At 62.3% G+C, this 13,796-nt stretch carries 14 protein-coding genes; 10 read left to right on the top strand and 4 right to left on the bottom strand.

All coding sequences use genetic code 11. The features are described from left to right. Positions 1-127: 127 nt before the first annotated feature. Positions 128-529: a hypothetical protein gene (locus tag HBOR_RS08475; protein ID WP_006054868.1), complete on the top strand. Its 402-nt coding sequence runs from the start codon at positions 128-130 to the stop codon at positions 527-529. Continuing rightward, a complete protein-coding gene (locus tag HBOR_RS08480) occupies positions 529-1,152 on the top strand; it encodes an METTL5 family protein (protein ID WP_006054869.1) in 624 nt (207 codons plus the stop codon). The genes HBOR_RS08475 and HBOR_RS08480 overlap by 1 nt, the downstream gene beginning before the upstream one ends. 42 nt (positions 1,153-1,194) lie before the next feature. On the opposite strand, the gene HBOR_RS08485 is transcribed toward HBOR_RS08480, so the two are convergent. The 3 genes from HBOR_RS08485 to HBOR_RS08495 form a co-directional block, all read right to left on the bottom strand. After that, entirely contained in the window at positions 1,195-2,850 is a 1,656-nt protein-coding gene (locus tag HBOR_RS08485; RefSeq protein WP_049890460.1) for a rhomboid family intramembrane serine protease, read from the bottom strand. A 127-nt stretch (positions 2,851-2,977) separates the two neighbouring features. Continuing rightward, the gene (locus HBOR_RS08490) at positions 2,978-3,256 is read right to left on the bottom strand and encodes a UPF0058 family protein (protein WP_006054871.1); all 279 of its coding nucleotides are present in this window, start codon (positions 3,254-3,256) and stop codon (positions 2,978-2,980) included. 60 nt (positions 3,257-3,316) lie between these two features. Further along, complete coding sequence (locus tag HBOR_RS08495; protein WP_006054872.1) at positions 3,317-3,526, bottom strand: ribbon-helix-helix domain-containing protein; 210 nt, start codon at positions 3,524-3,526, stop codon at positions 3,317-3,319. 183 nt (positions 3,527-3,709) lie between these two features. Here HBOR_RS08495 and HBOR_RS08500 point away from each other — a divergent pair, with 183 nt between their 5' ends. From HBOR_RS08500 to HBOR_RS08525, 6 genes are all read left to right on the top strand, one after another. Further along, positions 3,710-4,303 carry a sulfite oxidase-like oxidoreductase gene (locus HBOR_RS08500; protein WP_006054873.1) on the top strand — a complete coding sequence of 198 codons (594 nt, stop codon included), beginning with the start codon at positions 3,710-3,712 and terminating at the stop codon, positions 4,301-4,303. A gap of 89 nt (positions 4,304-4,392) precedes the next feature. Next, positions 4,393-5,739 (top strand): isochorismate synthase, encoded by a 1,347-nt coding sequence (locus HBOR_RS08505; RefSeq protein ID WP_006054874.1) that lies wholly within the window; start codon positions 4,393-4,395, stop codon positions 5,737-5,739. Positions 5,740-5,774: 35 nt separating this feature from the next. Continuing rightward, on the top strand, positions 5,775-7,526 hold the full coding sequence (gene menD, locus HBOR_RS08510; protein ID WP_006054875.1) for a 2-succinyl-5-enolpyruvyl-6-hydroxy-3-cyclohexene-1-carboxylic-acid synthase: 1,752 nt from the start codon (positions 5,775-5,777) through the stop codon (positions 7,524-7,526). Positions 7,527-7,746: 220 nt separating this feature from the next. Further along, on the top strand, positions 7,747-8,019 hold the full coding sequence (locus HBOR_RS19695) for a hypothetical protein (protein WP_006054876.1): 273 nt from the start codon (positions 7,747-7,749) through the stop codon (positions 8,017-8,019). Between the two features lie 69 nt (positions 8,020-8,088). Then, on the top strand, positions 8,089-8,559 hold the full coding sequence (locus HBOR_RS08520; protein ID WP_241432337.1) for a hypothetical protein: 471 nt from the start codon (positions 8,089-8,091) through the stop codon (positions 8,557-8,559). Between the two features lie 65 nt (positions 8,560-8,624). Continuing rightward, positions 8,625-9,542: a 1,4-dihydroxy-2-naphthoyl-CoA synthase gene (locus tag HBOR_RS08525; RefSeq protein WP_006054878.1), complete on the top strand. Its 918-nt coding sequence runs from the start codon at positions 8,625-8,627 to the stop codon at positions 9,540-9,542. 61 nt (positions 9,543-9,603) lie between these two features. Here the strand turns inward: HBOR_RS08525 and HBOR_RS08530 are convergent, their stop codons facing one another. Then, complete coding sequence (locus HBOR_RS08530; RefSeq protein WP_006054879.1) at positions 9,604-11,550, bottom strand: PAS domain S-box protein; 1,947 nt, start codon at positions 11,548-11,550, stop codon at positions 9,604-9,606. A 261-nt stretch (positions 11,551-11,811) separates the two neighbouring features. Between HBOR_RS08530 and HBOR_RS08535 the strand changes: the two genes are divergently transcribed. After that, a complete protein-coding gene (locus tag HBOR_RS08535; RefSeq protein WP_006054880.1) occupies positions 11,812-12,762 on the top strand; it encodes a 1,4-dihydroxy-2-naphthoate polyprenyltransferase in 951 nt (316 codons plus the stop codon). Continuing rightward, a complete protein-coding gene (locus HBOR_RS08540) occupies positions 12,762-13,793 on the top strand; it encodes a mandelate racemase/muconate lactonizing enzyme family protein (RefSeq protein ID WP_006054881.1) in 1,032 nt (343 codons plus the stop codon). The genes HBOR_RS08535 and HBOR_RS08540 overlap by 1 nt, the downstream gene beginning before the upstream one ends. The last annotated feature ends 3 nt before the right edge of the window (positions 13,794-13,796 follow it).

Raw genomic sequence — 13,796 nt, forward strand, 5'->3', positions numbered from 1 at the left:
GCTTGAGTCTCTAGGACCGTTCACCGATAGCGCATAACTGACCGCAGTCGGTCGATAATTCTGCGATAATATTACTATTGAGCATTCAACAAAGCTTTTGTATGATTGGTGGATATGTGATAGCAACATGAGTACCACCCCCATCCAGCAGTCGTCCGCCGCGGAGGCAATCGACGCAGACGCCGTCACCGATGTGACGCCGATCTCGCTCTCGGCATCGAATCTTGATTCGACGGCCCCGGAGTACCTCCGCGACCTGAAGTCTGACCTCGCGGCTGACGGGTACCATCCGACGGTGCTGACCGTCGAGGTCTGCTTCGGTGAAGACTGTCCGTTCGCAACGCAAACTGTCGCTGACGACCTGCGCGAGTTCGTCCGCGCGGCGTCGTTCCTCGGTGCGGCCCGCCTCGAACTCACGGTCACGGAGGTCGCAGACGAGGACACCGTTGAGACGGCTCTCCGTGCGCTCGATGAACGCGCCCACCGCGAGGGGGTTCACTTTTCGGTGTCCGGACCGATATCCGCCTGATGGCGACGAAGGCCGCCCTTGAAACGCAACTTTCCGTCGTCGCGGGATTCGAGAACCCCCGCGTCGAACTCGAACAGTATCCGACACCGCCGGGGCTCGCCGCGCACGTCGTTCACGTCGCCGACCTAAACGGTGACGTGGAGGGAAAGACCGTCGTAGATCTCGGTACGGGGACCGGGATGCTTGCCCTCGGGGCCGCTCTCCGCGGTCCCGCCCGCGTCGTCGGCGTCGATATCGATGCAGATGCACTCGACACCGCCCGCGAAAACCGTATCCGCGTCGGGACGACGACACCGATTCACTGGGTCCGCGCCGACGCGACACAGGCGCCGCTCTGTATCGACGAACCGACGACAGTGTTGATGAACCCGCCGTTCGGCGCACAACACGGCCACGAACACGCTGACCGCGCGTTTCTGCAGACGGCCGCATCGCTTTCGAATGTCTCGTACTCGGTCCACAACACCGGCTCACAGGAGTTCGTTGAAGCGTTCGCCGCCGACGAGGGGGGTGAGGTGACGCACGCCTTCCGCGCGACGTTCAGCCTCGACCGTCAGTTCGACTTCCACGACGAGGACTCGAAAGACATCGATACGGAAGTCTTCCGGATCGAGTGGAACTGAGGGCTCTCTTTTCGATTACGGTTCCTCGATGGCGGCCGCAACTCACTGGTACTGCTCTCGCTTCGCTATCTTGACTCGCGTCTCGTCGTATTCGACGAACAGATTCTGCTTTTCTCTGGCGAAGGTGAGTCCGTCCAGCGTTACTGTCTGATTGTTCTCGGGGAGGCGCGCCGCCACTGATTCGTTCCCCTGTTTGACGCGCAGGTAGAACCCCTGCGCGGCCGCCTCGATACTGATGTTCCGACCCCCGATGACTGGCCCGGCCGTCGCTGGCTCTGAGGTGTGGACGACGCGCGCCGTGTTGTTGTGGCTCAAGAAGACTCGGTAAGCGGTGCCTCCCTGCGTCGTCACCCACCCGTCGCGGACAGTATACACCGTATCACGCCAGCCGAGCCCGCCGACACGGACGGCCGTCTGTCCGTCGAAAGCGAGTCGCCCCCTCGTAACCGCTGTCGTCCAGATACCGCGCTCTCGACTCCGGACGATGACGCCCGACGTTTTCACCGCCGTCGTCTCTCCGAGCGCCGACAACTCGAATGCGGCGGTCATCCCGTTCGTCACGTTCTCTGCGTACGTCACCTCGTAGTCTCCGACGCTGATTTCGTCGCCGGGTAAGTCGCCGTCAGTTGCGGTGTAGAGGTTGTACGGAACAGCAGGACCGGAGATAGCCGCCGCGACGAGGATGAGACACGCCGCGCCGGTCTGCCACCGACGGACGGCGAATGCGCCGCCGAGCGTGTCACGCAGGATGTATCGATCCGAAGCGACGACCGTGACTGCGATGATGACGGCCACGGTGACAACGAGAGCGACACCGACCGCGCGGTAGAGCACGTACGTCTCGCCGCCACGGAACCAGTAGACCGCCCACATCGACTGCTGGATACCAAACAGCAGGACTCCGGTCCACAGTTTGAGTGCCGATGGGCGCTCCGCAGACGGGCGGTTTCTGACGACGACGAGGCCGAGGAAGACGCCGATAAACAAACCGAGCGCGTGCCCTTGGATAGCGATATCGGCCCACCACGGTGTAATATACGCCGGATGCCCGCTCGCCGTGAGTTGCGGGGTCTGGAGCGCGTTGTAGACGACCCGAGTGGCCCGACTCCCCACGAGGGCGATAACGGTCACCAACGGATAGTTGACGAGTGCGAACCCGGCAAAGGCGAAGACAGCACCCGAGAATCCGATAATGGGGCCGAGAGCGAACGCGGCGGTGAGAATAGCGGCGACGAAGACGACGAGAGGAACGATGAGAAACGCGCGAACGTACGGGTTCGTCCGCCACGATCCGAACGAGGTACTGCCCCGTTCGCGCGGGAAGTGTCCCCACGCATACTCGGCGACCGGTGCGAACATCGCTGTCGCCGTGAGGTTCCCGATGAGGTGCCCGGGACCGTTGTGTGAGAATGCGGCGGTGACAACCCCGAGCGGGTAGAAGTACGACCACGCCCGGAACGGAATTGTGAGCGGTCTGTTCCAGTGATGCAGTCCCCCTTGGACGAACAGATAAACGGCGAGAACGCCGACGAGAGTGATCAGCGACCCCCACGGGACGCCGAGGACGAAGCGTCGGCGGAGGGCAGTCCCCCACCGACCTGCGGGCCGATCTGTGAAGAAGACGACGACCAAAGCGAGAACGAACGCGGCGAGGAGGGCCGCGCGCTGAACTGTTAGCACCCCCGGAATTTCCATCATGGGCGTAATTCGACGGCGCGGTTATGAATCCCTCGCCGTCTGCGAAAAGTCACTTCGCTGTCGGTTGCAGTCGCTACGCGTCGGATTCTGGTGTCGCCTCGTTCGGTCACAGCCGGAAAATCGACGGTTATAGCTTCGACTCGGCGTCTTTAGCGAGTTCTTCCATCCGCTTTCCGACGCGTCCAGCGTTGGAGAACTCGTCTTCGCTCATCGCCGCCGCGAGGGCGTTTCCGAGGACGAACACGGCGTGTTTGTGTTCGCTCTTGGATTTGTGGACGTGCGACGGATCCACAGCGAGTTGCTCGTACGGTTCGAACAACTCACTGTTTACGTGTTCCTGCGACGCGAAGTAGTCTTTTATCGTCACCATCTGCTCGTGCAGTTCGAGGAGTTCGTCCTTGTGCATGGCCGTGGGTACGTGAGAGGTCGTTTTAAGGGTTATTGGGTCTCGATGACACGCTCGTGGTCAGAAGACGTACTCGTCTTCGTGACCCATCATGCCGTCGTCTTCGAATCGGTCATCTTCATCCATGGGTCCGCTCGTTTTGAACGCGCGGAGCCCTGTCGAGAGGAGTTCCTCGATGGCCTCTTCGCGACTGACGAACTCCCCTTGCTCTACGAGCTGTGCGATCTGCATCTCTAGGTGTTCCGGAACGCTGATGTTGACTTTGGGCATCTGACGCCCGGGGGTTTGAAGGCGGGTTATTTAACTCCTGCGCCCGACTTTTACTGTTGGACGAATGTCTTTCCCGTCGTTCGTTGAGATTCGTTTTCGTGTTACGAAACGATGTTTTCAGAGTCGATACTGACGGCTTCTGAAAGTCGTCACCGTTAGGTGTGCCGCGACGAACTACCGTGTATGTCGAAAGACGTCACGGGACTCTACCGGGAGTTCGGCAGCGACAGACTCCCACCGGGACAGCGCGAGACGTCGCGCTTTCCGGTGCTGTCGAAGAGTGGAACGCCCTCGTGGGACCCGCAGTCGTGGGCGTTCGATGTTTGGGGTGCCGTCGAAGAGGAGCTGACGTTCTCGTACGAGGAGTTTCAGGATATTCCCGCCGAAACGCAACGACAGGACTTCCACTGCGTCACTGGGTGGTCGAAGTTCGACTGCGAGTTCACCGGCGTTACGTTCCCGACGCTGGCGGAACTGGCGGGCGTCCGAGATGATGCCATTCACGTCATGTTCCACGCGCTCGACGGGTACACGACCAACCTCCCCTTGGAGGACTGCATGCGCGAGGAAGTCATGTTCGTCTCCGAGTACGACGGCGAACCACTTCCGTCGGATCACGGCGGCCCTCTCCGCGTTGTTACGCCCCACAAATACGCGTACAAAGGTGCCAAGTGGGTCTCGGGCGTCGAGTTTCTCACCGAACCCGAACGCGGGTATTGGGAGAAGCGCGGCTACTCCAACACGGCCAACCCGTGGAACGAGGAGCGATATAGCTAATTTTCGGCCGTTCGAGCCGAATACAGCCGTTTCAGCCCATCGTCGCTGGATAGTCAGGTAAAAGGCTATGGCCTCCTGAGGTTCACGAAATGGCATCGTTGCGGACTGGCGAGATGGAGATGCATCTCGTCAGCAGGTCGGTTCCCGTGTCGGCTCCGTCGTTTCGCGCCGTTCTTCGCGCCGCCGACGCACCGCGCACGGTCTGGTCGGCACCTGATAAGGCAACAGTCGTCGGAAGCGGCGCGGCCGCGACGGTGACTGCCGACGGGCCGGATCGGTTCGACCGGATCCGCGAGGCCGCAGAGGAACTGTTTTCGTCCGGTGACGTTCACGCTGGAACCGAGGCCGCTCGTCCACGCCTGTTCGGCGGATTCGCGTTCCACGCCGACAGCACCGACGGGTCGCCGTGGGAGGATTTCCCCGGCGCGCGCTTTGTTTTCCCCCGCGTACAGGTAACGTACGCTGAAAACGGTACGTGGCTCACGGTCAACGCCGTCGGTCCCGACGCCAACGCCGAAGCCGTCGAAGAACGCCTCGCCCGCGAACGCGAGCGGATCGAGTCGCTTCCGGACCCCGGTCCCGTCTCGGACCCACCGGGCGTCGTACATCGACGGCGGACGACGGCGAAAGATGACTGGAACGCGGGCGTTAACGCCGCTGTCGAGCGAATCAGCGCGGGCGACTTGCGGAAGGTCGTCCTCGCACAGGCGCTTGCGGCGGATCTCGCATCCGACCTCTCGGTGCCCGATATCCTGGACCGACTCGGCGATTCCTATCCCGACTGCTATCGCTTCCTCGTCGAACCCGAACCCGACGCGGACCGCCCGCAAGCGTCGTTCTTCGGCGCGACGCCGGAACGACTCGTGAGTCTCCGCGGCCGAACCGTCGAGACGGGCGCACTGGCCGGCACGACCGGTCGCGGCGAGACGCCCGCAGAAGACGAGTGGTTGGCGCGGGAACTGCTGGACGACGAAAAGAACGTTCACGAGCACGAACTCGTCGCAGAAACCATCCGCGACCAACTGGCTCCGTTCGCCTCGTCGGTAAACACCGGAGACCGATGCGTGAAGCGACTCGCGACAGTTCAGCATCTCTGGACGCCCATCACGGCAACGTTAGCGACCAGCGAACACGTCCTCTCGCTGGTTGAGGCGCTTCATCCGACGCCCGCCGTTGGTGGCCTCCCGCCCGAGAAGGCTCTCGAAACCATCCGCGACACCGAACCGTTCGACCGCGGATGGTACGCCGCGCCCGTCGGCTGGATCGACGCTGCGGGCTACGGGTCGTTTGCCGTCGCCCTCCGCTCTGCTGTCTCCCGCGACGACACGACGACGCTGTTCGCTGGCGTCGGCGTCGTCGAGGACTCCGACCCCGATAGAGAGTGGGACGAGGTCCAACTGAAGTACCGCGCCCTCCTTGACGAACTGGAACGCTGAGTACCCTCCATTGAACTGACGCCGATTCTCTCACCATGACCGCACCAAACCGAAACGTCCTCTGGGCTCGCACGCTCGTAGACGAACTCGCCAAAGCCGGTGTCGATGCCGTCTGCATCACGCCCGGCAGTCGTTCGACGCCGTTGACCGAAGCGTTCGACAGACACGACGACATACACGTCTTTTCGCACCTCGATGAACGCTCCTCGGCGTTTTTCGCACTCGGACGCGCTCGACGGACCGGTGATGTGACGCCGCTCGTCTGCACCTCCGGCACCGCGGCGGCGAACTACCATCCCGCGATAATCGAGGCAGCACAATCGCGCGTCCCGATGCTCGTCCTCACCGCCGACCGCCCGCCGGAGATACGCGACTCCGGTGCGAACCAGACGATTGACCAAGAGAAACTGTACGGTGATGCGGTCCGCTGGTACAAAGACCTCGCCGAACCCGAGGCGACGCCGCGTAAACTTCGGTCGCTCCGGACGACGGCTGCCCGTGCTCTCACGAAGGCGACGGGGACGCCCGCGGGTCCGGTTCACCTGAACGTCCCGTTCCGCAAACCGCTGGAACCGGTCACGGTCGAGGGCGACGTCCCCGACGATCTCCCGGAAATAGCCGCTGAAGGCCGCGAAGACGCCTTCGTGGGAACGACGACCGGCGTTCCCGAACTTGACGACGACGCGCTTCGTGACCTCGCAGAACGCCTTTCGACGCCGCGGGGTCTCGTCGTCGCCGGTCCCGCCGATGCCCCCGGCATCGACAGTGAGGCGGTGGCAGCGTTCGCCCACGCGACCGGCTTTCCCATCCTCGCAGACCCGCTCTCGGGCGTCCGGTTCGGCGGCCACGTCCGCGTTGCGCCCGTCATCGGCGGTTACGACAGCTTCCTCGATGAGCAGGTGACGCAATCGTGGCCCGACCCGGACATCGTGTTCCGGTTCGGTGCGTCGCCCACATCGAAACCGCTCCGGAAGTACCTCGCCCGCGTGGACGCCGAGCAACTGGTCGTTGACCCCGCCGCCGGGTGGCGAGAGGCGGAATTCACCGCGACAGACCTCGTCGTTGCCGACCCCTCGCGCCTGATGGTTCGCTTGTCACGTCTCCTTGCTGGACCGGGCGGCCCTGAGTGGCGCAAGCGATGGGAGAACGCCGATGCGACGCACGAGTCCGTTCTCGAAACGAGCGACGAGTTCTGTGAGGGGCGCGTCCTCGCGGACGTGGTCGAACTCGCCCCTGACCCTGCCACGATATTCGTCTCCAACTCGATGCCCGTCCGCGATGCGGACCGCTTCTGCCCGCCGGGAACGAAGAACCTGACCGTTCTCGGCAACCGTGGCGCGTCGGGTATCGACGGTATCGTTTCAACCGCGCTCGGTGCTGGGTCAGCCACGACAGACGATCTGACGCTCGTCACCGGCGATCTGGCCTACTACCACGATATGAACGGCCTCCTCGCTATCGGCCGTTCGGACGTTGATGCGACCATCGTCGTCGTCAACAACGACGGCGGCGGCATCTTCCATATGCTCCCCATCGAGCAGTTCGACCCGCCGTTTACCTCGCAGTTCAAGACGCCACACGGACTGGACCTTGAACCGAGCGCGGACCTGTATGGACTCTCCTTTGCCCGCGTTGAGGGCGGAGACAGCGATGGCTTCCGCAAAGCGTACGAAACGGCAACGCAGAGCGAAGGGACACACGTGATTGAGGTCGTCACCGACGCAGAGACGAGTCATACCGCTCGCGAGTCGCTCCGCCGTCGCGTCGTAGACGAGTTGACCGACTGAGTCGGTCCGTTTGCGGTTGTCTCGCGGTTCCCCGCGATTCCCCGCGGTTCCCCGCGATTGTCTCACGGTTGTCTCACGGGTTTTCGCGGTCCTCCGAACGGACTTCGAGAAACCGGCTTTCCAGAGCAGAACCCTTTTTCACTGCGTTCCGAAGAGAGACAGTCGTGTCTTCACCCGCTCGAACGTTGCCAATCGGTCTGATGGCCACCTGACGCTTGTTTTGACCGGCGATGCGGCCTACGAGGCAGTCTTCGGCTACACGCCGGCGTCGGGGGGCGTTTCGGTCGAGGACGCACGTCTCCGGATGGTCGTCGAGACAGAACGTGGCGTCGTTTCCGGCGGGAACGCGACGGTTCGAATGGCTGCGAACGCGACGAACCGAACCGTAACCCGACTCCAATACGACGTGCGCGTTGACACGGCAGTCGAACGACCCGACGCACTCGGTTCCCCGACACGGTCCGAGTGGGTGTGGCGACTGTTCGCGTACTGACGGTGGGTGATCACCCACGGCCTGACACCGGGGACAGTGCTTTTGACCGCTCCCGTCCACATGACGGATATGTCTCGCGGTGCCACCGACCCCGAAACCGAGGCGCGGCAAGTTCGTCCCCAAGAGGAGAACGACGAACTCGGGCAGTGGTTAGAGGATCTGTTCGACGGCACCGCAGAAGCCACCGTGCTGGGGCTTCCGTCGCTCCTCATTGCCGTTTTCTCGGGCGAACTCGTCGCCTCGGCGGCGGCGCTCGGGGCAGCCGTCGCCCTCTCGTGGGGCGTCGCAGCCTACCGAAACGGCCGTCTCTCGCTCGGCCCCGAGTGGCCACCGGTTTCGGTGTTCTACGGCGGTATTCGATTGCTCTGGTACAACACCGTCTACCTTGCCGCCGTCTTCGGCGTTGTCACATCTGGACTGTTTCCGACGACGCCCTCGGGACTCGCGGCGGCTATCGTTGCTGGCGTCGGTGTCGCCACTGTCGGCGTTCTCACGTTCCCGTTCGTCGCTGCGGCCGCCGATTCGGTCCGTCGCGCCTGACTATCTCTTCTCGATCCGTCACCCGGTAAGCGAATCTTTTTGCGCGGTCCGTCCGCCTCGTCGATATGGTCTCGGACATTTTCGACTCCGACCGCTGGGAACAAGTGGACGGCGCGGCGGAGTTCGACGACATCACCTACCACCGCGCGGTAGACGTTCCGGCGGTGCGAATCGCCTTTGACCGACCCGAAAAGCGCAACGCGTTCCGACCGGGAACGGTGGACGAACTGTACGCCGCACTCGATCACGCCCGCAAGCAGGCCGACGTTGGCTGTGTCCTTCTCACCGGCAACGGCCCCTCCGAAAAAGACGGCGGGTGGGCGTTCTGTGCCGGCGGTGACCAGTCCGTCCGCGGTGGCTCTGGCTACGAATACCGCGACGACGACGAAGCCGACGACGCTGATGACCCACTCGTCCGCGAGGCGAAGGCTGGTCGCCTCCACATTCTCGAAGTCCAGCGTCTCATTCGCTTCATGCCGAAACCCGTCGTCGCTGTCGTTCCCGGATGGGCCGTCGGCGGCGGCCACTCGCTTCACGTCGTCTGCGATCTGACGCTCGCGTCGGACGAACACGCAAAGTTCCTCCAGACCGATCCTGATGTGGCCTCCTTCGACGCCGGGTTCGGATCTGCCTACCTCGCAAAACAGGTCGGTCAGAAGAAAGCCCGCGAAGTGTTCTTCCGCGGGAAAACCTACTCCGCAGAAGAAGCCGTGGATATGGGGATGGCGAACGAGGCGATTCCGCACGAGAAGTTAGAGACGGTTGCCTTAGAGTGGGCCGACGAGATGACGAACAAGTCGCCGATGGCCATGCGGATGCTCAAGTACGCATTCAACATGACCGACGACGGACTCGTGGGGCAACAGGTGTTCGCCGGCGAGGCGACGCGTCTCGGTTACATGACCGACGAAGCACAGGAGGGTCGGGACGCGTTCTTAGAAAAGCGCGACCCGAACTTCTCGGACTATCCGTGGCACTACTGAGAGTCGGTTGAGCGCGCGGACGGCACAGCGATGCCACGGACGGCTGAATACTCCGCTGTCATCACGCAAAGAGGACTGTGGGTCGGCGTGCGACCGCATCAACGGGGGTTTCGTCTTCGATTCCCGGAAGCCGAATCGTTGCGGTCGTCCCGTCACCTTGCTCTGTGGCCGAGATTCGGAATGAGCCACCGTAGCGGGTCACTGCCCAGTTGACCAGCCACAGCCCGAGTCCGGAACTGTGTTGGAGTGGCGTTTCACCCCCTTCTGAGACGACTTTTGCCTCCATTTCGTCGATTCCGGGACCGTTGTCCGAAACGACGATATCAATCCACTCGCCGTTGTTGTTGACTTCGATTACGACGTGAGGATCATTCGAGAGATTGTGTTTGATCGCGTTCTCGATGAGTTCGGTTACCATCTGTTTGAGTTCCGATCCGGCACAGATGTCCCGATCTGTTTGGATTGCCAACTGAATCGTCGCGTTCGGCCACTGCTCGCGCTGTTCGTTGACGACGGCGGTGAGAAGCACAGTGGGATCGAGTCGCTCAGGGATTCGTTCGCGGCGAGCATACTGCTCTAGTTCGCGTGCTCGTTCGCTCATCGATAACAGGTCCTGTGCGATGCGTTCGACCCGTCGCTCGGCGTCGGCGTTTCGGCTATCCGAGCCGTACAGGTGATTGTGCCATCCCAGAAGGGCGTTCATATCGTTTCGGAGATTGTGTCGGAGTACTCTGTTGAGAACCTGAATCAACTGCTCAGTTCGCTTTCGCTCGGTGACATCCTGTTGGAATCCCACATAGTGTGTGATTGCCCCGGTCTTGTCATCGACTGGGGCGAGGTAGATCTGGTTCCAGAACGGGGTTCCATCTCGTCGGTAGTTGATTAGCTCGACGACGACTGGCTCACCCGCGTCAATAGCAGTCTCAAGCCGCTGAGAACGCTCCGGATCGGTTTGTTCTCCTTGGAGGAAACAGAGGTTCCGCCCGAGCGTCTCCTCGGCGCTGTAGCCCGTTACGCGTTCGAATCCCTCGTTGACGTAGATGAGTGGTTCGTTCGGTTCCCGAATGTCGGAGATCGAGATGCCAACCTGTGCTTCGTCCATCGCCCTGTTTTTGATGTGGAGTTCACGCTGTCGCTCCTTTCGATCCGTGACATCCCGCCCGACACCTTGGACGCCGACAACGTCACCGTCTTCGATGACCGGCGTTGCGTTGACTTCGAGCACGACCACGGAACCGGTGTCGTCGAGAAAGTCGAGTTCCAGATTCTGCACGTTCTGGTTATCGAGTACTCGTGCGTACGCTTCTGCCGCAACTTCGGCTGCCGCCTCTGTCGTGAAATCAGTGAACTGCTCGCCGGTCAGTTCTGCTGGGGAGTAGCCCAAGATGCGCTTGACGGCCGAGGACGCGTAAGTGAACTGCCCCGTAAGCCCGACGCGAAAGAGGATGTCGAAGCTCGTCTCGGCGATAGCCTCGAACCGTTGTTTTTCCCGCTTGAGACGCTCATTACGCCCGCGAAGTTCCTGTTCGTGGGCCCGGCGTTCGAGTTCTCTGCTGACAAGTTTCCCGAGCAGTTCGAGAAACATCTCCTCTGAATCGGTAAAGGGAGTGCCCCGTTCGTCCGTATCGGCAAAACAAACCGTTCCGTAGGTCTCGTTCTGAACGACGATTTTGGTCCCGATATACGTCCCGAGGCCGAACGTATCGATAGCCTGCTGGCTGATATCCGATGCCGCGGCATCCTGTACGGCGAGTGGACTGTCGAGTTCGACAGTGAGACGACAGTAGGCTGAATCAAGTGGACAGGTTTCGCCGGGTTGGATCAGTTCGTGACCGCCCGTCGATTGAACAATCTCTTGGATTCCGTCATCGATACGAGTAAGGAATCCGATAGGTAGGTCGAAGAATTCGGCTCCGAGATCGAGGGCCCGAGCGATCTTTGCTTCGGTATCCCGCTCCGGATCGGCAAAAATGTCGTATAGCCGATGTCGGGACGAGAGGGGTGTCATATGGTCCCGTAGTTCGGAGAGTATGTAAAATTGTAGCTTCTTTGAAAACCTAACTCACGATTCAGACTTGGGTTTCGGGAGTCGCCGTTTAGCATCCCACTCAATAACCTATCATTCCTGTCATTACGGGTGAGTTCGAACGTGTTACGATGGCGCTTACTCGACAGCGATTATTGATGAGATACTGAGCGACTCGACTACCAGTCAGCCTCCCGTCGGCAAACCGAACTTTGACGCTCGCGCCGTCCTGAACGTGAGCCAATGAGTACGCAGGACATCTCACGGACGAAAGCGTGGGTAATGGCCGCGCGCCCGCAGACGCTTCCGGCCGCCGCCGCCCCCATCTTCGTCGGTGTCGGCTTAGCCGTCCACGATGGCGTGTTCGCTGCGCTTCCGGCGCTTGCGGCGTTCGTCGGCGCGGCCCTTATCCAGATCGGAACGAACTTCGCCAACGACTACTACGACGCTGTACAGGGTGCTGACACGGCAGACCGCGAGGGGTTCACCCGCGTCACTGCGGGTGGCCTCATTGCCCCCAAATCGGTCAAGCGGGCGATGTATCTCACTTTCGCCGCCGCTATTCTCCTCGGAACGTATCTCGTCTACGTCGGCGGCGTGCCCATTCTCGTCATCGGTCTTCTCTCGGTGGCGTCGGGTATCGCCTACACCGGTGGTCCGTTCCCACTCGGCTATCACGGACTCGGCGACCTGTTCGTCTTCATTTTCTTCGGCGTCGTCGCCGTCACTGGCACGTATTACGTCCAAGCGGCGGCCGTCATCGCCGACCCGCTTTCGGTTGGTATCCCGCCGAACACGCTCCCGTTCGACGCGTTCGTCGCTTCGCTCGCCGTCGCCGCTCTCTCGACAAACATCCTCGTCGTCAACAACGTGCGCGACAAAGAGGAGGACGAGACAACCGGAAAGCGGACGCTCGCGGTTCGGTTCGGCTACACGTTCTCTCGCGGCGAGTATCTCGCTATGCTCGCTCTCGCGTACCTCGTACCGGTCTGGTTCGCCACTCGCCAGACGTTCGGTGGCGTCGTCTTCCTCCCGCTCGTGACGCTCCCGTACGCGATTTCGGTTGCTCGAACCGTCCTCACGAAAACGTCGGGAGAGGCGCTGAACCCGGCACTCGAACGGACCGGTAAACTGCTGGCGATACACTCCCTCCTGTTTGGGATCGGCCTCTCGTTCGGGGGTCTTCCCCTCTGATGCGCTTCGACCCGTTCTCGCTGTCGCTCACGCGACCGCTCGGAACCGCGAACGGTCCTATCGAGTCACGTGAGGGGTTTCTCGTCCGTGTCAGCGCCAACGATGACGGGGAACAGGTGACCGGATTGGGCGAAGCGACGCCGCTTCCGGGGTGGACCGAGTCGTTGGCGGACTGTCGGGCAGCGCTGGAGCGCGGTGACCCGGACGCGACGACGCCCGCCGCGAGACACGGGTACTCACTCGCACGTGCCGATGCTGAGGCGCGTGAGACAGATGTCCGCCTCTGCGCCCGTCTCGCGGCCGAACACGGTGTCGGACCGAGCGCGGACGCCGTCCCAGTCAACGCCACCGTTGGCGACGACACGCCCACTGAGACGGCCGATGCGGTCCGAGAGATGGTCGAATCGGGATTCGATGTGGTGAAGATCAAAGTCGGCGCGCGGGAACCGGAGGCCGATAGGGCGCGACTCCGGGCGGCCCGTGACGCGGCCCCCGACGCCGAACTCCGCGCCGACGCCAACGGCGCGTGGGGCCGCGAAACCGCGGCAGAGATGCTCGATGCGGCCGCCGAACTCGACTACGCGTACGTCGAGCAACCGCTTCCGGCCGACGACCTGACTGGACTCGCCGAACTTCGCGGGTGCGGTGTCGGCGTCGCCGTAGACGAGACGTTGGCTTCACACGCCGTTGCGGCCGTTCTCGACGCCGACGCCGCAGACGTACTCGTTCTCAAGCCGATGGCGTTGGGCGGACCGGACCGGACGCTGGACGCAGCGCAGACGGCCCGAGACGCTGGCGTTGAGGCGATTGTGACGACGACGATAGACGGCGTAGTGGCCCGCCTCGGCGCGCTTCACGTTGCCGCTGCGATTCCTGACGTGCCCGCCTGTGGCCTCGCGACGGGGTCGCTTCTGGCCGACGATCTGGCTCCCGATCCGGCACCCATCAGGGAAGGGGCAATGTCGGTTCCTGACGGACCGGGACTGGCGGGTGACGCGTTGCAGGCGCTCTCTCATCCGGGCGACTCCTGACGC

Origin of the sequence: Halogeometricum borinquense DSM 11551 (genome assembly GCF_000172995.2) — an archaeon.
GTDB classification, from domain to species: Archaea; Halobacteriota; Halobacteria; order Halobacteriales; family Haloferacaceae; genus Halogeometricum; species Halogeometricum borinquense.